The following is a 24,930-nucleotide window of genomic DNA, read 5'->3' on the forward strand; positions in this document are numbered from 1 at the left end:
ACGGCATAAATATGGGTTTTATATAAGATGAAAAGGAGATTTTCCATGATTCATGTGAAAACAGAAAGAGAAATAAAACTAATGCACGAAGCGGGAAAGTTATTAGCAGCTTGCCATCAAGAAATCGCCCGGCTCATCAAACCGGGAATTACCACGATGGAGATTGACCGTTTTGTGGAAACATTTTTGGCAAAACATGGGGCCAAGCCAGAACAAAAAGGATATCGGGGCTATCCTTACGCAACGTGCGCTTCCATCAACGATGAAATTTGCCACGGATTTCCTCGCAATGAGCCGCTAAAAAGCGGGGATATCGTCACGATCGATTTTGTTGTGAACTTGCGTGGAGCGCTTGCCGACTCCGCATGGACATATGCGGTCGGAGATGTAAGCGAAGAAGTGAAAAAATTGCTTTATGTGACGGAACAATCCTTATATAAAGGGATTGAACAAGCAGTGATTGGCAATCGCATCGGGGATATCGGCCATGCGATTCAAACGTACGTCGAAGCAAACGGCTTTTCTGTCGTCCGCGATTTTACCGGACACGGAATTGGACCGACGATTCACGAAGAACCGTATATTCCACACTTCGGTGAAAAAGGAAAAGGGTTGCGGCTCAAAGAAGGAATGGTTATTACGATTGAACCGATGGTAAACGTCGGCGCATGGCAAAGCAAAATGGACAATAACGGCTGGACAGCAAGAACGGTCGACGGTTCTTATTCCGCGCAATATGAACATACGATCGCGATTACAAAAAATGGTCCGCTTATTTTGACGACGCTTTCCTAATCGAAAAAGACTAGCCGCCGCTTTGGCTAGTCTTTTTATAGTTTATATATAGTTTACATAATGTTATTTATGTTTCTATGATAGTACAAAAATACCATTATTGTTCGCTTGATTTCATCGTTGTTTTCCATCTCACTAACGGTAACAGCGGTTTATTTCACAGAAACAAAAACTTCTGCACGTTCGGCATTACAAATATGTCGTCCATTTGCTGCTATGCCGCTGCGAAAAGAGCCTGCGATTTCTCGACTGCTTTTATCTTCAATAGTCCGTCTTTTTTTACCCTTCGACGACTTTTACATAAAACGTCCGTCGGCGCGGGCCGTCGTATTCGCAAAAATAAACTCCTTGCCATGTTCCCAAAAGAAGCTTGCCGTTCGTAATAATGACATGCTGCGACGCACCGACCGTGCTTGCCTTCATATGCGCCGCTGTATTCCCTTCCATATGGCGATCAAGCGGATGTTCCCACGGATATGTTTCATCAAAACGGCGCATCATATCCCGCTTCACATCAGGATCGGCGTTTTCGTTGATCGTAATTCCCGCGGTTGTATGCGGACAATAAACAATGGCGATACCTTCTTTCACTCCCGATTGACGAACCGCCTGTTCGACGAACGAAGTGATGTCGACCATCTCATCGCGCTTTGTTGTTTGAATCGTAAATGATTGCAACATATTCCCTTCACCACCAATCAAAAATTTGCTACCTTATATTATAGCGCATACAAAAAGGGTGAAAACAGATGAAAAGATACGAAAACTTAGACGGTGTTTCGACGAAAAAAACGTTTGCCGATTTCCGCCGCTGGCAAAAGGAACGGAGAAGCAAAAAGAAAGATTTGTCGTATCAAGTTCCCCATGCCGACCCGCCGCAATATCCGCTTCTTCACGCAAACCGTGAGCGCACATTGCTTTCTTGGATCGGGCATTCCACGTTTGTCATCCAACTAAACGGCATCACGATCATCACCGATCCGGTATGGGCGACGCGCATGGGAACGGCAAAACGGCTTACGAAACCTGGCATTGCGCCGAAGGAAATGCCTGAAGTCGATGTCGTTCTTATTTCTCATGGACACTATGATCATTTGCATTTTCCGAGCATCCGCCAATTGAAAGGAACGCCGCACATGTTCGTTCCCATCGGGCTTGGCCGTTTATTCCGGCGAAAAGGATATAAACAAGTGACGGAATTCGAATGGTGGGAAGAACAATCATTTAACGGTGTCACCTTTACGTTTGTTCCTGCGCAGCATTGGACAAGACGAACACTGTGGGATATGAATACGTCCCACTGGGGAGGCTGGGTTATAGAGGCGAAGGAAAAACCGACGATCTACTTTGCCGGCGATAGCGGCTATTTCCGCGGATTCCGCGAGATTGGCAAACGCTTTTCGATTGATTACGCGCTTTTGCCGATCGGTGCGTATGAGCCAGAATGGTTTATGGGGCCACAGCACGTCACTCCGGAAGAAGCGGTACAAGCCTTTTTTGATTGTCAGGCAGACTACTTCGTTCCCATGCATTATGGCGCATTTCGCCTCGCTGATGACACTCCAAAAGAAGCGCTCGATCGCTTGCTTGCCGAATGGAAGCGGCGCGGTTTGGACGAAAGCAAGTTAAAATGCCTAAAGCTTGGCGAAGTGCTTGATTGTGATATACGTTAAAAAAGGAGCCTTACCATTGGCCCCTTTTTTCCTATTGGTCATACTTTCGAAATACGTACGGTTCTTTCGGTTCACCGATTTTATGCCACGATTTGACCTTCACATAAGGAATTGTCGCATTATACGGCTGATAATAAATGGTGGAGAGCTTTCCTTTCACATGAATCCACTCATCATTCGCTAAATGAGGATTGTCGGGAAACTCCGTTAAAAGCCCGTACACCCCCGAATCGGCCACACAGTGGATAATGCCAAAGCGAAGAACAAATAGCTGTGTTTTTTTCGTCGTCTCATCATGATAGACAAACCCGTCAAATTCGATGTCTCGATCATCAAACTGACCCGGGAATTGATAGATCGTTTCCATCGCACTTAAATAATTCTCCGCATTCAATACGAGGTGTGATGTTTTTGAAAATTTTTTCAGTTCCTTTCTCATCAAGTCGTCGTAGTCATCGGCTCCGTAATAAATGCTTGTATCTGGACGTAAAAATTGCCGTTGGACAAACGGGTCGTCGCTGTTTGTTGCGAACCCGCGTATATGAAAGCCTTTCGCTTTCACCATATTTGAATCAAGCGTCACTACTGGAAAAAGCAACGCGGATACAATTGGAAAAATAAATATCATATAATTGGCGACCCGTTTCCATCGCGCTTGCACCTTATGATGGCGGCAACATGAATCATCACGACAATGTTCATGCTTCTTGGCGAAATAAGCTGAACAATGGTCAAAAATACGAAAATGGCGACAACGACAAGGAAGAATAACGGATATTTATCCATGAAAATTTCATGAGCATCTTCATTTTTATAAAAAAAGCTGAGCGCCAAATCACGCTCAGCTTTTTCTATTATTCTTCTACTTCTTTTTTCCATAAACCAACCATCAAGGCAGTAATAATAGCACCGATTAAAATCGCTAATACGTATAATAAAGGATTTCCTTTGACAATCGGAATAACGAAAATCCCGCCGTGCGGAGCTGGAAGTCCAATTTTAAACAACATCGTCAGCGCCCCGCTCACCGCAGAACCGACAATGATCGATGGAATGACGCGCACCGGATCGGCTGCCGCGAACGGAATCGCCCCTTCTGTAATAAACGTCGCCCCCATGATATAACATGTCTTTCCAGCTTCACGCTCCGCTTTGGTAAATTTCTTTTTAAAAAAGGTCGTCGCAAGCGCCAACCCTAGCGGCGGCACCATTCCTCCAGCCATGATCGCCGCATGCGGAGCATAGTTACCAGCGTCAATCATAGCAATCCCAAACGTAAACGCCGCTTTGTTAATCGGTCCGCCCATATCGACCGCCATCATGCCGCCAAGAATCGCGCCAAGCAAAACTAAGTTTGCCGTCCCCATATTTTCAAGCCAATGCTTTAGCGCTTCGTTTAACGCCTTCACTGGATCAATAACGACATACATCATGATCATCCCTGTAATGAAAATGCCAAACAGTGGATAAAGCAACACCGGTTTGATTCCCTCAAGCGACTGCGGCAGACGGCTGAATAGCTTCTTCAAGCCAACGACTAAATACCCAGCAAGAAATCCGGCGATTAATCCTCCTAAAAAGCCGGCACCGCCGTTTGCCGCCATGAAACCGCCTACCATTCCCGGCGCAAAACCTGGACGATCAGCGATGCTCATCGCAATGAAACCGGCAAGCACTGGAATCATCAATGCAAAGGCGTTTCCGCCACCGATGTCCATGAGCGCTTTCGCGATTGGATGATAAGACGGGTCTTTCGGATCAAACGCCTTAATGCCGAAAATAAACGATATCGCAATTAAAATGCCGCCGCCGACAACAAACGGAAGCATGTTGGAAACCCCGTTCATTAAATGTTTATAAAATCCTGTGCGCGCTTTTCCTGCCATTGTTGCTTCTTTCGTGCCGCTTCCTTGATAAATTGGCGCATCTTGCTTGAGAGCTTGCTCAATTAACTCTTTCGGGTTACGAATCGCTTGCGCAACCGGCACTTGAATAACATGTTTTCCTTTAAACCGTTCCATTTCCACTTGCTTATCTGCTGCAACGATGACGGCAACCGCATCTTCGATATCTTGTTTCGTCAACTTATTTTTTACACCGCTAGAACCGTTTGTTTCCACTTTCATTTCTACATCCATTTCCGCCGCTTTCGCCTTTAAGGCGTCCGCCGCCATATACGTATGGGCGATTCCTGTCGGGCAGGCGGTAACGGCGATAACTTTTGGACGTTTCGCCGACGAAACAAGCGTATTTTCTCCCACTCTTTCTCCTTCCTTTTCTGCAATCAAGCGAATAATTTCTTCTTCGCTTGAAGCGCTTTCAATTTGTGCGCGGAAAGACGGATCCATTAACATCGACGATAAGCGGGCAAGCGCTTCCAAATGCGTATTGTCCGCTCCTTCCGGTGCCGCGATCATAAAAAACAAACGGCTTGGTTTTCCATCAAGCGCATCATAATCAATGCCACTTTTCGAACGGCCAAACGCTACTGCCGCTTTCTTTACCGCGGACGTTTTCGCATGCGGAATGGCAATTCCATCGCCGACACCTGTCGTGCTTTGCGCTTCTCGTGCCAAAATCGCTTCTTTAAACGCTTGCACATCGCTTAATATCCCTGCTTCTTGCAACTTCGCGACAAGCTCGTCAATCACTTCTTCTTTTGTTTTCGCTCGAAGATGAAGAATAATCGTCTCTTTTGTAAGCAAATCAGTAATTTTCATCGACATGATCCTCCTTTTTCACACGCCATTAAAAACATATAACATTTACTTCACGTATCAGCTGTTCGACATAGTCTTTCGTGCATAAATCTTCGGAAAACGCCGTTGCGCTTCCGGATGCGACGCTATAAGCGAATGCTTCTTCCAAGCTTTTGCCGCTTGTATATGCGGCGAGAAATCCCGCCACCATCGAATCGCCAGCTCCAACGGAATTTTTCACCGTTCCTTTCGGCGCCTCGGCAAACAGCGTTATTTCTTTGTTAAAATAGAAAGCGCCGTTCCCTGCCATCGATACGATGACATTTTCCACTCCCAATTCCGCTAACCGGCGGCCATAAACCATGATCTCGTCTTGCGAATGAAAGCTTGTCTCAAATAGTTCCGCTAATTCTTTATGGTTTGGTTTTGCCAAAAATGGCTTCCGCGCAAGCAACTGTTTTAACACTGGGCCGCTCGTATCGACGACGACCTTTGCTTTTGCTTTTTTTGCTTCATCGATGATTTTTTCGTAAACGTCCGGTGACAAAGAAGACGGCACGCTTCCCGCAAGGACGACCACGTCGTTTTCGGTTAAAGCTTGCAATTTTTTGATTAACGCTTCTTCATGTTCCGGCTCCATCATTGGTCCTTGACCGTTAATTTCCGTCTCTGTTCCCGATTTTAGCTTCACATTAATGCGCGTATTCCCCGGCACCTCGACAAAATCGCAAGCAATGTTTTCGTTTTGCAACTGTTCGATAATGAACGAGCCGGTAAATCCGCCGATAAATCCTAGCGCCGTGCTTTCCACGCCAAGGCGCTTCAGCACACGGGAGACGTTGATTCCTTTTCCACCGGGAAATGTCAACGTTTTCACCGCACGGTTTAATTCACCAAGGCGAAGTTCGTCAACATGAACGATATAATCAACGGATGGGTTTAACGTACATGTATAAATCATTTTGTCACAACCTCTACTGTTGTTTTTGCTTTGTATGGTTCTAGCCATTCTTCCGCTAAGTCATCTGTAATCAACACCGCTTCATGAAGTTCAGCAATTTTTGAGAATGCGCTTTCATTAAGTTTGGAATGGTCGGCAAGCACATACGCCTTTTGGGATAGCTGTATCGCCGTATGTTTTACCATCGCTTCTTCCGGATCAGGTGTTGTATATCCATATTCGTAGTGAACGCCGTTTGCGCCGATAAAACATTTATCAAAGCTGTAGCTTTGCAATGCCTGCAGCGCGCCGCGGCCAATAAGCGCTTTCGTTTTCTTTTTCACAAAACCGCCGAGCAAATATGTCGGAATGTCGTATTCTAAAAGCATATCTAGATGCATAATACCGTTTGTCACCACAACGATATCTTTGTCATATAGATGTGGAATCATTTCCAACGTCGTCGTCCCGGCATCCAAATAAATGCAATCACCGTTTTGCACAAGACTTGCCGCATACTCGGCAATCTGTTTCTTTTCTTGCCTATGTTTTGTTGATTTTTCCAAGACGCTTAATTCTTCCCGCTTCTTTTGCAGCACTGTTGCGCCACCGTGAATACGACGCAATTTTTTTTCTTTTTCTAGCTGCGTTAAATCGCGGCGGATCGTTGACTCCGACGAATTGGTCGCCTCGACTAATTCTTGCAGCTTTACTACTCCTTTTTCAGCGAGAAGCTCTAAAATGATGCGGTGACGTTCCTCTGTTAACAAACTCCTCACCTCCCTATAAAGGGATGTTTCCTGTTTTCACTACTATCATAAACGAAAACAAACGAAAAATCAACCAAAATCATTTAAAAATAATCAATTTCAATCAAAAAATCATTCAAAAACAATCAAAACATTGATATAACTGCAATAAAAAAACACTTGCCAGCTTGGCAAGCGCTGCATGACGTTTCGTTCCTGCCAGCCGCGCGTCCCGATTGCCAACGCTGTCGCCGTTCCGTCGATGATCATGACCGTATCGCCAGAAAGAACGTGAAAATACACATCATCAAATGTTGTAATTTCTTTGACTTCACTGGCATGCAATACACAGTCTTTAAGAAAGGAAGCGGCTTCCTCCCTAGGCATGTCTTCCCATTGTTCACGCCAATCTGTTAGAAGCGGCTGTAAAATAAAGTGTTGGATCGTTTCTTTATCGACAAGCCCATCCGTATAAATCACGCTCAGCTGGCGTCCTCCATCTTTTTTGCTGCGGATGGTCCGCATGACGATATCAGAACTTTCCCCAATTACCCGCTGGATGATACGAACATTTTCGTTTATGTCAATCGACAGCGGCTGTTTCTCAGAAGGAGGCGGCAGCGGCTGTTCATATACTGCTTTTTGCCGTTTAAGCCACCTTTTCATAATCGATCTCGCCATTCTCATCACTCGAACCCCCGATTTTCACGAACATACGATTACATTTTTACCATCCCCTAAACTTTGCCAAATTATGTCCATTTTACAAATTCACAAAATTACAGACTATTGAACTAGGACAAAAAAACGGGATTCCCTGTAACGATAGGGAACCCCGTTTTCCACAAACGCATCTTCACGATTTTTTGGCCGAACACGATCCATGACAGTCGTCAGATAGAGAGCAGCTAGCACACATTCCTTTGGAGCTTTTTTTCATATGGCGAACGAGCGTCCAGCCGGCATAGGCGAAAATGGCTCCGCCAATTAAAATATTTGCAACCACGATTTTCTTCCCTCCCTTAGTATCCGAGCAGCTTTCCGCCTTCATAAATAAGAAATGAAATGGTATACGCAACTGTTAAGGCGCAACCGATGGAAACAAACATCCACTTTCGCGCCCCTGTCTCTTTGCGTATGGTTGCAACCGTCGCTAAGCAAGGAGTATATAAAAGCACAAACGCCATAAAGCTAAGCGCAGATAGCGGTGTAAAATGTTGCACTATTGCCCCTTGCAGCACGTCCATATCTTTTGCATGATAAATGATATTCATCGTGGAAACAACGACTTCTTTTGCTAAAAAACCAGTGATGAGCGACGCACCGGCTTGCCAAGTGCCAAAGCCGAGCGGCGCTAAAATCGGCGCGAGCACACTGCCGATGACCGCAAGAAAACTGTCATCCATGGAAACACCGATTCCTTTTGGCCCAACATATGTCAATAACCAAATCGCAACAGACCCACCGAAAATAAACGTGCCCGCTTTTCGCACAAACCCTTTTCCTTTATCCCATGTACTGCGCCACAACGTTAATGCTTGTGGCATGCGGTACGGCGGCAGCTCGATGACGAAAACTGAGCTTTCATCTTTTAATAAAGTAGCCGAAAACAGTTTGGCAAGGCCAAGTGCAACAACAATTCCTAACACATATAAGAAAAAAACAACAATTGCTTGATTTTTTGCAAAAAATGTACCAGCAAACAGCGCATATACCGGCAAACGAGCCGAACATGACATAAACGGCAGCAATAAAATCGTCAGCAACCGTTCTTTTGGCTGTTCAATCGTCCGTGTTGCCATGACACCCGGAACGTTGCAGCCAAATCCGATAATCATCGGAATAAACGCTTTTCCATTTAAACCAATCGCCTCCATAAACCGGTCCATGACCATTGCGACGCGCGCCATATATCCGGAATCTTCTAACAGAGAAATGAAAAAGAACAAAATGAAAATTTGCGGTACAAATACAAGCACCCCGCCAACGCCAGAGACAATTCCGCTAAGGACAAGCTCTTTAATGAATGGAGATGCACCTATAAGCGACAACAATTTGGACAGCCAATCCGTTAATGGACCGGAAAAAAACTGGTCGAGCAAATCGGCAAGCGGTGAGCCAAGCCAGTCAAACGTTAACATAAACATGATATACATAAATAATAAGAAAATCGGCAAGCCCAAATATTTATTGGTTACAATTGCATCAATTTTTTCCGTTAACGTGAGCGGCTTTTGCTTCATCGCAACCGTTGATGTTTCGACGACATTCGCAATCCATTGATCGCGCACTTCATACATATGCTCTGCTAAAGAGTGACCGAGCGTCTGTCGCGCATTGTCGCGAATCGATCGAAGCGGAGCAACATCTACATATGTTTGTAAATATGCATGAACCCGTTCATTTCCTTCCAAAAATTGCAATGCGAGCCATCGTTTTGACACTGGTACATCATCTGGGAGTTGTTCACCTATTTTTTGCACAGCTGCTTCCACAGCCCGTCCGTAATCGATCGAAAAAGAAGGCCCGCTTTGTTCTGTTAGAGACAAAATGGTGCGAACGAGCTCTTCTGTTCCTTTTCCCGTCCGCGCGATAACCGGAATCACAGGAACGCCAATACATTGCGAAAGCTTTTCCGCATCTACTTTTACTCCGCGTTTCTCTGCCACGTCAATCATATTTAATGCTATGATCAGCGGTTTTCCAAACTCAAGCAGCTGAACGGTCAAATGCAAATTTCGTTTTAATTGGGAAGCGTCTACAATATTGACAATCGCAGAAAAAGACTCCGTCAATAAAAATTCGGTCGCCACTCCTTCATCGCGAGAAAGCGGCTGTAGCGAATAAATTCCCGGAAGATCAACGATTGGAACATCGTGTTGCCGCAATATGCCAATCTTTTTTTCTACCGTTACTCCGCTCCAATTTCCGACATATTCGTACGATCCCGTTAAATTATTAAATAATGAGGTTTTCCCCGTATTTGGATTACCAAATAACGCAATATATGATGGCACCGATTATTTCACCCCAATACAAGCCGCCTCTTTGCGTCGAAGACAAATATACTGTCCATCTACTTCTACCATTAGCGGGCCGCCAAATGGCATTACGCATTTGACACAAACTTTTTCCCCTTCATGCATGCCCATATGAATCAGGCGCTGTTTTACTACTTCATTTGCTACTGCTAAATGGGTAATCACAGCTTGTTGTCCTTGTTGAAGATCGGCAAGAACCATTTTAAAATCCTCCAAATAACAATGATTCTTTTTATCAATTAAATTTTAGAAGTAATTCTTTTCACAATTTGCATAACTAAAAACAATAATGATTATTTTTCTCAATGAATATCATACCATACTTTGAAGTTTTGGAAGTGATTTTTTTCACACCCATCATATAATTTCAATAATTCATTCACAAAATCTCCATGATTAAGTCCACAAAATTGTGTAAAAACAAAACGGTAAAAAGCGATTTTATTTTCCCATAATCTAAGTTTACTGCGCTGGTAATGGAATTTTTCACAATAATTGAGGCTTAACTTAACCTCCATCTTTACTTTTATAAAATGTTCACTTCATATAGTTGAATTTTTCTGAATAATCACTATAATATCTTTTACGTATATTATTCAGCAGGAGGAAAAAGAATATGGAAAAATTGGCGAAAATCAGCAACTTTGTCGGAAACACGTTTGCCATATGGGTGCTATTATTTGCCGCTTTGGCTTTTTATTCTCCGAAAACTTTTACATGGATCGCGCCGTACATTGTGCCATTGCTTGGCATCGTTATGTTTGGCATGGGGCTTACACTGTCGGTCAATGATTTTAAAGAAGTGTTGAAGCGGCCAAAAGAGGTGCTGATCGGCGTCGTCGTCCAATTTTTGATCATGCCGCTTCTCGCCTTTTTGCTTGCTCATTATTTGCCAGTGTCGCGGGAAGTGGCGCTCGGCATCATCCTTGTCGGTTGCTGTCCGGGCGGAACGGCGTCTAACGTCATGACATATTTGGCAAAAGGGGATACGGCGCTTTCTGTCGCCGTGACATCCGTTTCGACAATACTTGCGCCGATTTTAACGCCATCGCTTATTTTGCTGCTTGCTGGAAAATGGTTATCCGTTTCCGCTGCCTCCTTATTTTGGTCGATTGTGAAAGTTGTTCTTGTCCCGATTATTCTTGGACTAATTGCCCAATCGCTTTTCCGAAAACAAGTAAAAGCATGCGCCCAAATGCTCCCGCTTGTTTCCGTGATTGCGATTGTCGCCATTGTCGCGGCAGTTGTCGGGCAAAACCAGCAAGCGATCGCGAAAAGCGGAATCGCGATTTTCTTAATTGTCGTCGCCCACAACGGACTTGGATTGTTGCTTGGCTATTGGTTTGCGAAATTGTTTCGCTTGTCATTGCCAAAACAAAAAGCGATTTCGATCGAAGTCGGCATGCAAAACTCCGGCCTTGGCGCGGCGCTAGCAACGGCCCATTTTTCGCCGCTTGCCGCCGTTCCGAGCGCCATTTTCAGCGTATGGCACAACATTTCTGGACCGATTGTCGCCACCTATTTCCGCAAAAAAGACGAAAAACACGAAGCGGACAAACCGACAATTCCAGCCTAAAAAAACTGGTTCCTTACGCGAACCAGTTTTTTACGGTAACAATGGAAAGATAATTCGTTCCGCAAGCGCCGGGATATCAATGAACGGATTGCGGTTTCCTTGAATAAGAAAAATAGCGCGATTGCGATGCTTTTCGTAAATCGTTGCCGGGAATTGTCGATGCCAGCGAACGAGAAGCGGAACGTCAATTTTGCGGCGAAACGCTTTTGCGATGGCGTTTGGATAGCGAAGCAGAAAATACAGCATCGCCCGCGCCACCGTTCCTTTTCCGTACTCTGGCTCAAAATAGCCATTTCTTGCGACACCGCAACGGTTTTGGATCTTTTCTTCCGGTGACTCCGGCTGATAAAACAGAAAATCGGCGTACGGAAAATTCGAGCGCAACGTATTGCATTCAGGCTGACAAACAAAAAGATGGTGCAAATCTCCTTTCATCGGCTCTCTCGCTCCGAACCATGATTGTGGAACGACATGTTCGGCGTTAAACTTCCATTGCTGCTCGATTTTTTTCACTCGTCTTATCTCTACTTTTTCCCATTCTCTCGCTTTTTTCAATAATTTTCGAAATTCGTCGTGGCGTTTTTTCATCGTCTCATAATCTTGAATAATTAATATTTTCGGATCTTTCCTTTCACCCGAATAGATGCTTCTTACCGATCCGTCCGGATGCAAATCGACCCATGTATACAAATATTCATCTTTGCTGAAAAAATAAGGAAGCCGCCGCTTATGCGTCCGCGAAACAAGTTCGTGATATTTATGAAACAACGTAAGGCCGTCACCATCTAGAGGCATATGGCGGTAATACCGATGCATCGCCCGCGCGTCTTCTTGTTCATTGTAATACACATCCATACGGGCTTCGATGTTTTGTTGATGCTCTTGCAAAATAGCTAACTGCTCTTGTCGGTCATCCCCCTGCCATTGCTGGAGTTCTTCCATCCGTTTCTGTATCTCCACCGTTACTTCACCTTGCTTCTCCCTGTTTCCTTTTTGTATACATTTTACCATGTCCGTTTTCGCTTTGTTATCCAAAAAATAAAGTTCGCCCTTTTATTCAGGCGAACTTTGATGAAGCTTACCGCATCACGAACGACATAACCCCAAAAAGAACCGCGGCCATCCCTGCGGCAATGAACGCAGGAACTAGCTTTGTACGCGCATATTCCATCACCGGCAATCTCAAAATCGTACATAATGTCACTGTATTATCGCTAAGCGGCGAGGCAAACGCACCGAACGTCCCGCTCGCAAATACAGCACCAATTACAAGCAGGATATTCGCACCTGACTGATGTGCAAGCGTGACGCCAAGCGGCATTAACATCCCCCATGTTCCCCAAGAAGAGCCGATAAAATAAGAAATCAACGCACCAAGCAAAAACAATACAGGAGCGACAAAATAATGTGGAATCCAATTTTTTACATGATCCGTAATATATTGCGAAAAACCTAAATCCTCCGATACTGCTGACAACGCCCAAATGAGTGCCAGCATTAAAATGACAGACATTAATTCATTTCCGCCTTTAACAAAATGGGTCAATAAATCAGCAAGCTTGAATTTTTGCAAAAGAAAATAAACGACCGTAATGATAACGGTAATAAAGAGCGCTTCCAACATCGCGCCAAGCGCATCGCTGCGAAGAAACGCATCAAAAAACGTTTTTGCGCCTTTATGCCCATCCCACCAACTCAAGAATAGTGTCAACACAAGTACAATGGACAACGGTACGATTAAATTCCATGGCTTAATCGGTGTTTCTTTATCGTACGCACGCGGGCAAGATTCCATCCCTTCTCCTTCTTCTCCTTGCGTTTCGTCCGGATTTTCTGTTTTGCCTTTATTTATGTCTGACGCATTTTCTTCAGCGAACTCAACCGCCAATCGTTCATTCCACTGCTGAACAGGCATATACTTTCCCATTTCTTTCTCCATTGCGCGTGCTTTTCCTTTTCTTGAGTATTTAAAAAAGCTGTAATAAAGCCCGACAATAATAATCATCAATGAAAAAAAGTTAAACGGAATGCTTTTTACATAGACAATGTACGGCTTCGCGTCAATTCCCGCTGTTTTCAGCGCTTTATCAATCACCGAGACCATATAGCCGACAAATGCTGTTGCTAATGGAATGAGGGCGACAACCGGATTGGACGTCACTTCAATCGCAAATCCGATCTGCTGCGAAGATAACTTCAGTCGTTCTTTTAGCGCTTTCATAATCGGTGCAATCGTTACGATGCGGAAATCAGGATCGCTGAACGTCACCATTGTCGAAATCCATGTTAGCATTAAGGCGCTTCTTGCTGTTTTTACTTTTTTGCTGATGAGATGAACAAATCCTTTAATTCCTCCTGTATATTTAATCATACTAATAAGACCGGCAAACACATAAAGAAAAATAATGATGCGAATATTATTTGTTTGCATGATATTATCGACCATATATGATAGCATCGTCCGTAAGCCGCCCAGCAACGTCGGATCGATTAAATAACTGCCAAACAATAGCGCTACAAACAAGCCCGGAATGACTTGTTTTGTCCATATTGCTATCGGAATTACTACTAAAAACGGAAGCAACGCTTTCCATGAAGGCTCCATGAATCCTATCACTCCTTTTCTTTCTTTAAAAAAGTATGGGCAATAACGATCTTTTCTATGCTACTACAAATTATTTGTGGATCAATTTTGTTTTGCATTATTTAGAAAATTCGATAAAATATAAAAATAAAGAAAGGGGGAATAAAAATGAATTTAAAACCTGGGGACGTATTTACTTGGCAACGCACTTTCACGGAAGAAGAAATATTGCAATTCGCCCGCCTCTCTGGTGATATGGGAAGGCATCATATGGAACGCGATGAGAAAGGCCGGCTGATGGTGCACGGGTTATTTACCGCTAGCATCGGCACTAAAATCGGTGGTGACCTAAACTATATCGCCAGAGAAATGAACTGCGAATTCATCCGACCTGTATTTACTGGAGATACAGTCACATGCGAATTAACGATTACCGAAGTGATTCCGATGGATGGATACAAACAAGTGGAAATGAAAACGGTTTATCGCAATCAACATGGGAAAGAGGTATTAATTGGAACGAGCAAAGGGATTATAAAGGACGACGTACATCCTTCATGAAAAAGAAAGGTTGTCTTCGTTCAGACAACCTTCCCCGTTTCACGCCGATGCAGCGGCGTTAATGACAATGTGTGAAGCGTAATTTCTGGCTTTGTACCAACACGAATGTTTATTCCCGTTTGCCCGAGCCCTTCGCTAATGTAAAACGGCTTGCCGTCTAGTTCGTGGTAGCCTTTAATGATATTCATTCGCACTAATTTTCCCATTTTCACAAGATGATACGGCTTCGGCCAATGAATTTGCCCGCCGTGAAAATGTCCGGAAAGCAAATAATCAAAATGATAATGGCGCATATGCAAAACGATATTTGGATCGTGTGTCAGCACAAGATGTAAACCATCTTTGATATGTGCGTATGCTTTTTCTAAATCGCTGCGTCCTGTGCAAAAATCATCAATACCGATTACATTTACGGTTTTTCCTTTAATCGAAATGGTTTTCGCTTCATTTTGCAAAACGGTGCACCCATGTTTCTCTAACATTGTTTTTAAAGCTTGGAAATGCTCCTCTTTCAACACATAATCATGGTTGCCGAACACGACATAAATGCCATATGCCGGGTTTAGCTTTTGCAACACCTCTAAGTACGGGACTAACTTTGGAATACTTTTTTCACGATCAAGCAAATCCCCAGTTAATGCGATCAAATCAATTTGTTCATTTTTTAGTTTCCTATATAAATAGTCAGGGGAAATCGATAAGTTTTCTAAATGAAGGTCCGACAAATGTAAAATGCGGATGGCATCTTGGTCGTTCCCGCTACAACGCACTTCTACTCTATGAAAAACCGCATCATGCGTATTGCGATGTGCTTTATAAATAAAAATAAATAGTAGAAAAATGATCGCAACGATGGCAAAAATAAATATCATCCGTCTCTCCTCCCTCTTTACCATTATAAGTAAATGGGAAGAGAGAAAGAAGAGGGAGTTAATGGCTCGGCTGGCAATCGTACAATGTAAGCAGCTTATCTTTTGACATAAATAAATATTTAGGAGGCCGCCGGAATGCGGAAAAACGGAACTGTGAAACAACAATGATAGGCATCATCACGGCTGTTTTGAACCATTTGTAAAACGGATTTACAATCGAAAACGTTTCAAAGCCTAACCGCTCGCATCCTTTATTTAACATCGTAATTCCTATAATTCCTTTTATTTCAGAAAACTGCTCATGATTACGTATATAATTGGCAATATAGGGAAGTCCCGCTTTCACTTGTTCAAAAATATAACGCCCTTTTTTAATTTCGCTATCTAAATGAAGAAGCTCGCGAATTAAGCGAACATTATGCAAATGAATTTTTAACAACAGGTCGTTTTTTTGAATTTTCGTGCCGTCCGATAGCACGATTTCCCTTCCTTTATATTTCGTTATACGAACGCGGAAAATCGGGCGGCAACCGTCCCGCTTATTTTCAACGTACTCAAGCCTCGAACATGCATAATAAATCGGGTCCAATGCGCCCCAAACCGCCAAAGCATACTGTCTTGCTTTTTCTTTCATATGCTCCCCTCTTCCATCATTTATCGCGTATTCACATTTACATTGTGAAACATTTGCCGGCGGTTTATAAATGGATAAAAAAGGGATGGGCAAAGGCGGATAAAATTTTGCACTTGACATATACTCGATAATAACTTCATCGATTAGGTGATCAACGTGAAAACGGTGTTGTTTCTTCCCTTGCTGCAAATTCCATCAGGGCATCACCAAGCGGCAGACGCATTAAAAGAAGACTTATTAGCGATAAACCCGCAATGGCGATGCCATAAAGTCGAGCTGCTATCATCACGGCTGGGAAAAACAGAAAAATTTATATCTTCTGTTTACTTACAATGGATTCGCCATTTCCCAAAAACATACAGCATCTTGTATGAGCAAACCGTTATCCGCCAAAAAAAGGCGCATCTATCATTCCGATATTACGAATTCCTTTTTAGCCGTCACATAAAAAACTTAGTCCAACGCGTACAGCCCGATCTCATTGTTTGCACGCATGCCCTTCCTTCCTATTTATTAAACAGGCTTAAATTAAACAAGGAAATCACGAATCCAGTAGTCAACGTATATACCGATTATTTCATTCATCATTTATGGGGAATCGAAGCGATCGATTACCATTTCGTCGGCCATCCTTACATGAAAACGAAGCTATTGGAAAAAGGAGTTCCAGAAAGCCGCATTTTTGCAACAGGCATTCCGGTTCATCCGCACATCACGATAAGCAAGCAAAAAAAGCGGGCGGAGCGCTCCCGCTACATTGGTCTTATATCAGGCGGCAGTTTAGGGATTGGCGGATTCGCCGCGTTGATAAAAAGAATTTCTCCCGACGATCCAATCGATTATTACATTCTTTGCGGGAAAAACGAACAAATGTACAAACAGCTAAAAAGCGAAAACCACCCGCGCCTCATTCCGCTTCCGTACATTTCATCGCGCAAAGAGATGAACACGCTTTATGACCAAGCGGATTTTATTTTAACCAAACCGGGCGGCGTAACGATTAGCGAATGTTTATATAAAAAATTGCCCATTTTCATTTATGATACCCTTCCCGGACAAGAAGAAATGAATTTCCGCATATTGAAACAGTTTCATCTCGTCTTCGATTTTTTAAATTGGAAAGACGTCTCGAATATTGCTGATAAGCTGCTTCCTGTTCTTCGCTCTCCGCAAATCGCACACTATTTCAACAAAGTCGAGGAATACCACCGCCAGCTTTCCCCGGAACGCCCGGCAATGCTACTTTACTCGAAGCTTAACGACGATCCGTCTCAATAAAAAAACTTGTCCTTTATGCAAAAGGACAAGCTTTTTTATCGTCGGATATTTACCGTCACAAATACAAATTTATCATAACGATGCCGGGAAAACGAGTATTCAAACGGAATCCCGTTATTCAAAAATCCGACTTGTTCTAATTCCAACACTGGGTCATCCGGCGCGCATTGCAAGTACATTTGGTCAAGTTCATTCGGCTTTGCCGCGCGAATTTTGCGGTGTGAACCGGCAATCGTTAACCCCAGCTCATTGGTAATATAATTGTAAATCGAAGAATGAAGCACTTGTTCATTTAATCCTGTAATTAAATTGGTCGGCATATAGGTGCGTTCAATGACGTACGGTTCATCATCGACATTGCGGAGACGAATCAGATGGTAAACCGGCGTGTTTGTATCAATGCACAAATGTGTGGCTACATCCTCCGGCGGAAACAACACTTCAAACGTAATGATTTTGCTCGTTACTTTTCTTCCTTTTAATAAATTGGTCAATCCAAGCGTCTCGTTGCTAGCGACATTCACTTGGCCATCCAATATGGCGGATTTGACAATAAATGTTCCGTGCCCCCGTTTGCGGTAGAGCAGGCCTTCTGACACAAGCACATCTAATGCGCGCTTAACCGTCATGCGACTACAGCCGAATTCTTTGGCTAACGAATGTTCATCGGGAATCGGTTCGTCCGGGGAATAGATTCCTTCTTTGATTCGTTTGCGAATTTCGTTCGAAATTTGTTCATACTTTGGCATTACCGTCATCCTTTATCCACATTTTTCATTTTTATTGTAATTTTTCTTTTACTTTTACACAATATGTGAGAAAAAAGAGGTTATCCCAAAAGAAGGGATAACCAGTCCATTAAAAACCGTTGTTCTCCACAAGTGTTTTAAACCAGTATCCGCTCTTTTTAATTGTGCGTTTTCTATTGTTTTCAAGATCCACCGCCACTAATCCGTAGCGATTTTTATAGGCATTTGTCCAAGACCAGTTATCCATAAACGTCCATACGTGGTAGCCTTTAACGTTCGCTCCTTCTTGGATTGCTTTATGCACCCATTTTAAATGTTCGCGAATAAATTCAATTCGATAATCGTCATGAATCATTCCGTCTTCATCACGGAACCGTTCTTCTCCTTCGACGCCCATGCCGTTTTCCGAAATAAAGCATTCGATATTCCCGTAATTTTCTTTTACATTCATTAAAATGTCGTAAATTCCTTTTTCATAAATTTCCCACCCGCGGTGAGGATTCATTTTTCTTCCCGGCATCGCATAATAGTCAAAAAAGCGATCTGGCATAAATGGAGCTTCTGGATTCGGAAGATGTTCTTTCGCTTTTACACGGCGCGGTTGATAATAGTTAATCCCAAGAATATCGACAGTATTTTCTTTAATGAGCTTTTGATCTCCTTCTTTGGTTACTGGCAAATATCCATATTCTCGCAAAAGGTCAACAAGGTCTTGCGGATACTCGCCTTTTACCGCCGGATCTAAGAAGCTGCGGTTGAAAAATAAATCAGCTATATGTGCTGCTTTGACATCAGCAGGATGGCTGCTCCGGGGATAAGAAGGAGTTAAATTTAAAATAATGCCGATTTTTCCATCTGGAATGTTCATTTGTTTAAATACTTGTACTGCTTTCGCATGGGCGATGATCGTATGATAAGCCACTTGTACAGCCCGTTGGAAATCAATGATATTCGGATAATGGAAGTCGTATAAATACCCTCCTTCGACTGGGACAATCGGTTCATTATGTGTAAACCATTTTTTCACACGGTCACCAAACAATTCAAAACAAATCTTTGCATAGCGGGCATACGCATCGACCACATCCCGGCTTTCCCATCCCCCAAGTTCTTGCATGGCCAGCGGCATATCAAAATGGAACAACGTCACAAATGGTTCAATCTCATTTTCTAACAATTCATTAATGACATTGTTGTAAAATTGCACCGCGGTTGGATTGACATCGCCAATGCCGCCGGGGATAAGCCGCGACCAAGAAATCGACAAACGGAACGAATTATGGCCTATTTCTTTCATTAATGCAATATCTTCTTTGTAACGGTGATAAAAATCGGATGTAACGGAAGGGCCAACACCGTTAAAGAAGCGGTTTGGCTCTTTTTCATACCAATAATCCCATATATTCGGGCCTTTTCCTCCTTCATTTGCCGCCCCTTCAATTTGCGTGGCAGATGTGGCGCTTCCCCACCAAAATCCGTCTGGAAAGCGATAAAGGATCTCTTGCTTTGTTTGTTGCTTCATGATTTTCACCTCGTTTTATGACGCATTCTTTGCTGTTTCTTCTTCTCTTTCTTTTTGTAAGTTCATCCGATCAATAAATTTTAAGAACGGGAACCATATAATAAGAACAATCGCAAAATTTACTAACTGCAAAATTCCCCCTGCCAGCGAATTCGTCGCCATTATTCCGTTAATAAAAATCGGCACTGTCCATGGAACCGCCACCCCTGTCGGAGGAGGAACAAGACCGGAAGACATCGCTAAATAAGTGACAAATGTTACGACCATTGGCGAAATAATCCATGGAACAATAATGAGCGGATTCATCACAACAGGCAAACCGAAAATAATCGGCTCATTTACGTTAAAAATTCCTGGCCCGATCCCCAATTTCGCGACTTGTTTCATTTGCTTGCTTTTCATAAAGAAAAGAATGGCAAAAATAACAGCAAGGGTCATTCCCGTTCCACCCATACCAACCGTATACACTTCAATAAACTGTTTGCTAATTACATGCGGGACTTCCCCGGTTTTCGTATATGCATTTAAGTTTTCTAAAGATAACGTATTCCAAATTGGATCCATCACGGAATTAATGATAATTTGCCCGTGCAACCCAAAAAACCATAAAATTTGTGTCACGAAAATCGCGATAAGTGTTGGAATAATGCCGCTTCCTAAACCAACTAACGGCGCTTGTACCGCATTATAAATGACATCATGCATGTTTGTATGGAATAATTGTGTTACAATCATATTAGCAACCAAAAAAACTGTGAGTGTCACCACCGCGGGAATAAGGGCCGCAAACGATTTTGCCACGGCTGGTGGCACTCCAGCTGGCATTTTAATCGTTATATTTTTTTGCACGATTTTCCGGTAAATCTCCGCGGCAACAAACGCGGTGAGCATTCCAAGAAACATTCCTTTTGCTCCTAAACGGTCAAGAGGGATGACGCCTTGCACCGCTTCTTTTCCTTCCACATTTAAAACAAATGGCGTTAAAATGAAGAAGGAAGCGAGTGCAATCGCACCTCCAAAAATTCCTTCCACTTCATAACTTTTCGATAAATAATAACCGATACCGAATACAACGAAAATCGTCATAACTCCCATTGTCGAGTTTGGAGCTACGTTTAAAATTTCCCGCAATGTATTTAAACTGCCCTCGCTCATGACTTTATCAAGAAACGGCAAGTTCGCAATAACAACCGCAATCGATCCGAAAATGGTAAGCGGAAACGCTAACATAAACGCATCACGTAACACTTGTAAATAGCGGCTGTTATTCAACTTTCCAGCAATAGGAACCAATATTTTACTTAACTTTTCAAAAGTTTGGTTCATGAAACGAACCCCCTTTATAAATTTCTCTCTTTAAATAATTCGAGCATCTCTTTTACTAACTCTTTCATGGACAATGTTGACATGAAATGGTCTTCCGCATGCATTAATAACAACGTTAACTCAGTATTTTGACCGCCCGCTTCCTTTTGAATCATTTGAAAGTGAATATCATGCGCCAAACTTAAGTCCTTTTCAGCTTCTTCTATCAGCTTGCTGGCAACCTCTTTGTTTCCGGCACGATATTCCCGGAGGGATTGAATGACTTTGCTTCGTGCATTTCCACTATGCAAAATGAGCTGAAACGCAATTTGTTCATTCGTTAACTGCTGAAGATCGATTTTTTCCATTATTTTTCCCCCATTAATTTCAACGCTTGTTCATACGCTTTTTTTCCATCTGCCATCCCATATGCCACCATATCAATCACATCTACTTTAATTCCGTATTTTTCCGCTTCTTTTTGAAGCTCACTTTTTAAAAAGCTCATTTGCGGGCCAATTAAAACAACATCCGCTTTCTCCATTTCTTTTTTCGCTTGATCTTGTCCTACCGCCCAAATCTCTGCTTCTTCCCCAATCGATTTTGCATACTCCTGCATTTTTGTTACCAACAAACTTGTAGACATCCCTGAGCTGCAAGCTAAAAGAATCCGTTTCATGATGATGCAACCTCCTTTATGTTCGTTAATGATACCGTTTACATTTTAAATTATATATATAAATATAAAAAATGTCTAGTCATTTATAAAAATTAATTCTATTTTTCTATAGATATTGTATATATATATTTTTTATAAATTGACCAAAAAATATCCCTCTCCTTGAAAAAGGAGGGGGATATTTTTATGAACGAAACCGGAAATGGGCATTCATCTGTCCTTTTAACATTTTTTCCCGAATCTCTTTTGTCATTTCGCGCCGGATTTCCTGCGTCGGTACACCTTCTTCGCGCTTATCGGCAATCTCCATTAATTGTTCCACATCAGCGAATGAATATTTTCGAATCCCTTTCGAACGATCCGGAAAAATAAGCTTCCGCTCCTCATAATATCGGATTTGGCGCTGGGATAACCCCGTCAACTCACTAACAATGCCAATAGAGATGACTTTTTTAAATTTGTATGAATCGTCCTTATTCGTCATATCTTTCACCTCTATACATGTTATTTTTTATAACATAATTATATCGTTTTTCTTTAATTAATGGTTATTATTGTTAGGTAATTTAACATATTTTCTATTTATTTGTAAGAAAAATTAACAGGATAAATGAGAAATAAACCAAAGCATCATATACTTAAAAGTAAATGAAGGAGGGAAAAAGATGGGGAAGTTCATGCGGATGGCAATCACCAAGCAAAAACAATTTTACATTTACGAACTCCTGAAAACCGGCTTATTTCCCGACGCCAACACACTACAGCAATGGACAGTCCGCGAACTGCGGCACGAATACGAACGGCATAAACTACGAAAAAAACAGGGGTGATATTTGAAATGGATCCGAAAGCTTTTGAACTAGCAAAGCGAATTGTGGAACTCGATTTGCAGCGCGACGCCATTTTCGAGCAGCTTATTCAATTAATCGGCGATCGCGCTTATGAAGTATTAAGATCCGTACAAAATCGGATATAAATATTGTAAAAAGGACAGCTTGACGCTGTCCTTTCTTTTTTGTACCTTCATTCTCATAACAAAGCTCTTGCCGATAGGACGTCAAGAGCTTGTTTTTGTTACACTCTGACTGATTGCTGAATCGATTCGTTGGACTGGCTTGTACCGCTTTCCGTTCCCCTTACCAATTGATTAATGGACGGGGCGATGTTTCAACAATTCGAAATGGGCAGGCGCAAATTTTATCGCTCCTGCGGACGCCATATATGTTCGTTTAATTTCTCCCTAATTTCATCGGGAATCGGCTCTGGTTTTTGCGTCGCAAAATTAAAATTGACGTAGACGGATTTTCCTTTCGCGCAAAGCCGCCCGTTTTGATGGATTTCTTCGCAAATCGTTAAGCTCGTGTTGCCGATGCGCTCGACTCCCGTATAAACTGTCACTTCGCTTCCATAATAAATTTGACTCACATAGTCGACTTCCATATGGATAATAACCATTTTCCAATGTTTAAACGAAAGGTCCGGGGTGAAAATTTTAAAAATTCCTTCTCTCCCTGCCTCAAACCATACCGGAATTGTCGTGTTATTAATATGCCCGACTCCATCTGTCTCGGAAACTCGCGGAACAATGACAGTAGTAAACATTTTCATCCCCCATTTGCCGGTTTTATTGCATCTTGCCATTTCATCAGCAAGTTTAACATTATCCCCGAAAGAAGTCTCCCACTTCTAAACGAAATGCAAGCAGCCGCATGTCATTTTTATACAACCTACTGAAAATAAATAGACTTTTTTTGACTCTAATCTATTCTATATTTGTAATAAAAATTTTATTTTTCTAAATTTTAAAATAAATATCGTGATTTGTCCATCATATGTGCAACTTATCAACCTTCTAGCAAATCAACCGATACACTTGCTTCCACTTAAGGAACAGCGGATAATCGTCAAAAAGTCAAACTGCGGACAAAGCAGTTAAAAAAGCGTTGAGGGAAGATATACCGCCCTTCCGCGAAATAAAAGCGAAGGAAAGCAAGAAGCTTCCCTTCGCCGCTGGAAAAAGCAAGAATTTAGGTAACATTTTCATGTATTTTGGCAAATCGAAGCGCATCGCATTTATTTCGGCTCTGTTACCACACCTCGAAAAGCGGATTGGTAAATCGTCCGTATATCGTCCTCTAACAGTGGAAGCGGGCTGCGCGCAAGCAGGCGTTTTTGCTGGACGGCATCTTTCGTTAAGCTTTCCAATGCGCTCTCTGGGATATTAAATCCGCCGAGCGTTCTTGGAATGCCGACATCGCGGACGATTCGCTCCAGTTCTTCGACACATTTATGCGAAGCTTCTTCTTCAGAAAGAAAGCTGGAGTTTCCTCCTAACGCGTTTAGAATATCGGCCATCCGTTTCGTGCAGCTTTTGCGGATATATCCCATCACATATGGAAGCAATACCGCATTCGATTCGCCGTGGGTGATATGAAACTGTCCGCCTAACGGGTAAGCAAGCGCATGAACGCCTGCGACCCCAGCGTTAAAAAACGCCAATCCCGCTAAATAGCTGCCGTTGCTCATATCGATCCGCGCCTGCTTGTCTTCTCCGTTTTCCACCGCTTTGCGCAACGACCGCGCGATCAAGCGAATCGCCTGCAGCGCTAAACCGTCTGACGTCGGGCTTGCATTGACGGATACGTACGCTTCAACCGCATGGGTCAGCGCGTCAATGCCTGTCGCAGCCGTCACGCGCGGCGGAACGGAAACAGTAAGTTGCGGGTCGACAATCGCTACGTCCGCTAATAAATAATCATGTGTGACGACATCTTTTGTCGTGTCTAAAGAGAGAACAGAGATATTTGTCACTTCCGATCCGGTCCCTGATGTAGTCGGAATTAATATTTTCGGCAAGCCTTTTTTCTCGACTTTTCTCGTTCCCGTTAAATTAAGGTAATCGGCTACTTTTCCTTCATGTACAGCCAACACCGCCGCCAGTTTCGCCAAATCCATCGCGCTTCCGCCGCCGACACCAATCACAAGGTCAAATTTTCCTTCCCTCGCAAATGAAACTAATTTCTCTCCCGTCTCCAGCGGCGGTTCCGGCACGACATCTGTATAAAGCTGAACGTCATACCCACGTTGTGCAAGCGGATTGGTCACACGTTGAACGAGACCGATTTTCTCTAACGCTGGATCCGTAACGACTAATATTTTCTTTGGAGAAAATCGTTCCACTTCAGGAAGCAAGTTGTCCAACGCGCCCCATCCGACATAGTTTAGCGATGTAAATACAATTCGCGCAACACTCATTTTCGCTTCTCTCCTTTC

27 protein-coding genes and 1 pseudogene are annotated in these 24,930 nt (G+C 43.0%); 7 read left to right on the forward strand and 21 right to left on the reverse strand.

What is annotated here, in order from left to right; genetic code table 11:
- The first annotated feature begins 45 nt into the window (after positions 1-45).
- A complete protein-coding gene (gene map, locus BM278_RS02505) occupies positions 46-795 on the forward strand; it encodes a type I methionyl aminopeptidase (RefSeq protein WP_090947826.1) in 750 nt (249 codons plus the stop codon).
- 279 nt (positions 796-1,074) lie between these two features.
- Here the strand turns inward: map and BM278_RS02510 are convergent, their stop codons facing one another.
- Entirely contained in the window at positions 1,075-1,476 is a 402-nt protein-coding gene (locus tag BM278_RS02510) for a secondary thiamine-phosphate synthase enzyme YjbQ (protein WP_090947827.1), read from the reverse strand.
- A gap of 68 nt (positions 1,477-1,544) precedes the next feature.
- Here BM278_RS02510 and BM278_RS02515 point away from each other — a divergent pair, with 68 nt between their 5' ends.
- A complete protein-coding gene (locus BM278_RS02515; RefSeq protein WP_090947828.1) occupies positions 1,545-2,468 on the forward strand; it encodes an MBL fold metallo-hydrolase in 924 nt (307 codons plus the stop codon).
- Between the two features lie 31 nt (positions 2,469-2,499).
- Here the strand turns inward: BM278_RS02515 and BM278_RS02520 are convergent.
- The 8 genes and pseudogenes from BM278_RS02520 to BM278_RS02555 form a co-directional block, all read right to left on the reverse strand.
- Positions 2,500-3,253 (reverse strand): annotated as a pseudogene (locus BM278_RS02520) (TIGR03943 family putative permease subunit); the annotation flags it as partial.
- 69 nt (positions 3,254-3,322) lie between these two features.
- The gene (locus BM278_RS02525) at positions 3,323-5,188 is read right to left on the reverse strand and encodes a PTS fructose transporter subunit IIABC (protein ID WP_090947829.1); all 1,866 of its coding nucleotides are present in this window, start codon (positions 5,186-5,188) and stop codon (positions 3,323-3,325) included.
- A gap of 28 nt (positions 5,189-5,216) precedes the next feature.
- Positions 5,217-6,128 (reverse strand): 1-phosphofructokinase, encoded by a 912-nt coding sequence (gene pfkB, locus BM278_RS02530; protein WP_090947830.1) that lies wholly within the window; start codon positions 6,126-6,128, stop codon positions 5,217-5,219.
- Complete coding sequence (locus tag BM278_RS02535) at positions 6,125-6,877, reverse strand: DeoR/GlpR family DNA-binding transcription regulator (RefSeq protein ID WP_090947831.1); 753 nt, start codon at positions 6,875-6,877, stop codon at positions 6,125-6,127. The genes pfkB and BM278_RS02535 overlap by 4 nt, the downstream gene beginning before the upstream one ends.
- 111 nt (positions 6,878-6,988) lie before the next feature.
- Positions 6,989-7,543: a spore germination protein gene (locus BM278_RS02540; RefSeq protein ID WP_090947832.1), complete on the reverse strand. Its 555-nt coding sequence runs from the start codon at positions 7,541-7,543 to the stop codon at positions 6,989-6,991.
- A 169-nt stretch (positions 7,544-7,712) separates the two neighbouring features.
- Positions 7,713-7,862: a FeoB-associated Cys-rich membrane protein gene (locus BM278_RS02545; protein WP_090947833.1), complete on the reverse strand. Its 150-nt coding sequence runs from the start codon at positions 7,860-7,862 to the stop codon at positions 7,713-7,715.
- A 16-nt stretch (positions 7,863-7,878) separates the two neighbouring features.
- Positions 7,879-9,873: a ferrous iron transport protein B gene (feoB, locus tag BM278_RS02550; protein WP_090947834.1), complete on the reverse strand. Its 1,995-nt coding sequence runs from the start codon at positions 9,871-9,873 to the stop codon at positions 7,879-7,881.
- A 3-nt stretch (positions 9,874-9,876) separates the two neighbouring features.
- Positions 9,877-10,098, reverse strand: a complete 222-nt coding sequence (locus BM278_RS02555; protein WP_090947835.1) for a FeoA family protein — start codon at positions 10,096-10,098, stop codon at positions 9,877-9,879.
- 415 nt (positions 10,099-10,513) lie between these two features.
- On the opposite strand from BM278_RS02555, the gene BM278_RS02560 reads away from it, so the two are divergent.
- Positions 10,514-11,473: a bile acid:sodium symporter family protein gene (locus BM278_RS02560; protein WP_090947836.1), complete on the forward strand. Its 960-nt coding sequence runs from the start codon at positions 10,514-10,516 to the stop codon at positions 11,471-11,473.
- A gap of 30 nt (positions 11,474-11,503) precedes the next feature.
- Here BM278_RS02560 and BM278_RS02565 read toward each other — a convergent pair whose 3' ends face one another.
- A complete protein-coding gene (locus BM278_RS02565; protein WP_208601734.1) occupies positions 11,504-12,415 on the reverse strand; it encodes an endonuclease I family protein in 912 nt (303 codons plus the stop codon).
- 136 nt (positions 12,416-12,551) lie between these two features.
- Entirely contained in the window at positions 12,552-14,078 is a 1,527-nt protein-coding gene (locus BM278_RS02570) for a Na+/H+ antiporter NhaC family protein (protein WP_090947837.1), read from the reverse strand.
- A gap of 147 nt (positions 14,079-14,225) precedes the next feature.
- Here BM278_RS02570 and BM278_RS02575 point away from each other — a divergent pair, with 147 nt between their 5' ends.
- Complete coding sequence (locus BM278_RS02575) at positions 14,226-14,618, forward strand: MaoC family dehydratase (RefSeq protein ID WP_090947838.1); 393 nt, start codon at positions 14,226-14,228, stop codon at positions 14,616-14,618.
- A gap of 20 nt (positions 14,619-14,638) precedes the next feature.
- On the opposite strand, the gene BM278_RS02580 is transcribed toward BM278_RS02575, so the two are convergent.
- Together BM278_RS02580 and BM278_RS02585 are read right to left on the reverse strand one after the other, a co-directional pair.
- Positions 14,639-15,490, reverse strand: coding sequence for a metallophosphoesterase (locus BM278_RS02580; protein WP_090947839.1), 852 nt, complete (start codon positions 15,488-15,490; stop codon positions 14,639-14,641).
- A 58-nt stretch (positions 15,491-15,548) separates the two neighbouring features.
- A complete protein-coding gene (locus tag BM278_RS02585) occupies positions 15,549-16,124 on the reverse strand; it encodes a YkoP family protein (RefSeq protein ID WP_090947840.1) in 576 nt (191 codons plus the stop codon).
- Positions 16,125-16,280: 156 nt separating this feature from the next.
- Here BM278_RS02585 and BM278_RS02590 point away from each other — a divergent pair, with 156 nt between their 5' ends.
- Positions 16,281-17,402, forward strand: a complete 1,122-nt coding sequence (locus BM278_RS02590; RefSeq protein ID WP_090947841.1) for an MGDG synthase family glycosyltransferase — start codon at positions 16,281-16,283, stop codon at positions 17,400-17,402.
- A gap of 35 nt (positions 17,403-17,437) precedes the next feature.
- Here the strand turns inward: BM278_RS02590 and BM278_RS02595 are convergent, their stop codons facing one another.
- The 6 genes from BM278_RS02595 to BM278_RS02620 all read right to left on the reverse strand — a co-directional run bounded on the left by BM278_RS02595 (position 17,438) and on the right by BM278_RS02620 (position 22,141).
- Positions 17,438-18,151: a GntR family transcriptional regulator gene (locus BM278_RS02595; RefSeq protein ID WP_013400987.1), complete on the reverse strand. Its 714-nt coding sequence runs from the start codon at positions 18,149-18,151 to the stop codon at positions 17,438-17,440.
- A 109-nt stretch (positions 18,152-18,260) separates the two neighbouring features.
- Positions 18,261-19,673 carry a glycoside hydrolase family 1 protein gene (locus BM278_RS02600; RefSeq protein WP_013400988.1) on the reverse strand — a complete coding sequence of 471 codons (1,413 nt, stop codon included), beginning with the start codon at positions 19,671-19,673 and terminating at the stop codon, positions 18,261-18,263.
- A gap of 15 nt (positions 19,674-19,688) precedes the next feature.
- Positions 19,689-20,999 carry a PTS cellobiose transporter subunit IIC gene (gene celB, locus BM278_RS02605; protein ID WP_003250893.1) on the reverse strand — a complete coding sequence of 437 codons (1,311 nt, stop codon included), beginning with the start codon at positions 20,997-20,999 and terminating at the stop codon, positions 19,689-19,691.
- Between the two features lie 14 nt (positions 21,000-21,013).
- Positions 21,014-21,346, reverse strand: a complete 333-nt coding sequence (locus BM278_RS02610) for a PTS sugar transporter subunit IIA (protein WP_013400990.1) — start codon at positions 21,344-21,346, stop codon at positions 21,014-21,016.
- Complete coding sequence (locus BM278_RS02615) at positions 21,346-21,657, reverse strand: PTS sugar transporter subunit IIB (protein ID WP_013400991.1); 312 nt, start codon at positions 21,655-21,657, stop codon at positions 21,346-21,348. Before BM278_RS02615 ends, BM278_RS02610 begins: the two co-directional genes overlap by 1 nt.
- 184 nt (positions 21,658-21,841) lie before the next feature.
- Positions 21,842-22,141 carry a MerR family transcriptional regulator gene (locus BM278_RS02620; RefSeq protein WP_042385599.1) on the reverse strand — a complete coding sequence of 100 codons (300 nt, stop codon included), beginning with the start codon at positions 22,139-22,141 and terminating at the stop codon, positions 21,842-21,844.
- 181 nt (positions 22,142-22,322) lie between these two features.
- Between BM278_RS02620 and BM278_RS02625 the strand changes: the two genes are divergently transcribed.
- Positions 22,323-22,487: a Fur-regulated basic protein FbpA gene (locus BM278_RS02625; protein WP_143093411.1), complete on the forward strand. Its 165-nt coding sequence runs from the start codon at positions 22,323-22,325 to the stop codon at positions 22,485-22,487.
- A gap of 8 nt (positions 22,488-22,495) precedes the next feature.
- Positions 22,496-22,633, forward strand: a complete 138-nt coding sequence (locus BM278_RS18610) for a hypothetical protein (RefSeq protein WP_167359566.1) — start codon at positions 22,496-22,498, stop codon at positions 22,631-22,633.
- Between the two features lie 221 nt (positions 22,634-22,854).
- Here the strand turns inward: BM278_RS18610 and BM278_RS02630 are convergent, their stop codons facing one another.
- On the reverse strand, positions 22,855-23,259 hold the full coding sequence (locus BM278_RS02630; RefSeq protein WP_090947842.1) for an acyl-CoA thioesterase: 405 nt from the start codon (positions 23,257-23,259) through the stop codon (positions 22,855-22,857).
- 471 nt (positions 23,260-23,730) lie between these two features.
- Positions 23,731-24,912 carry an iron-containing alcohol dehydrogenase gene (locus tag BM278_RS02635; protein WP_090947843.1) on the reverse strand — a complete coding sequence of 394 codons (1,182 nt, stop codon included), beginning with the start codon at positions 24,910-24,912 and terminating at the stop codon, positions 23,731-23,733.
- Positions 24,913-24,930 lie beyond the last annotated feature (18 nt).

The organism is Parageobacillus thermantarcticus (assembly GCF_900111865.1).
Classification (GTDB): domain Bacteria; phylum Bacillota; class Bacilli; order Bacillales; family Anoxybacillaceae; genus Parageobacillus; species Parageobacillus thermantarcticus.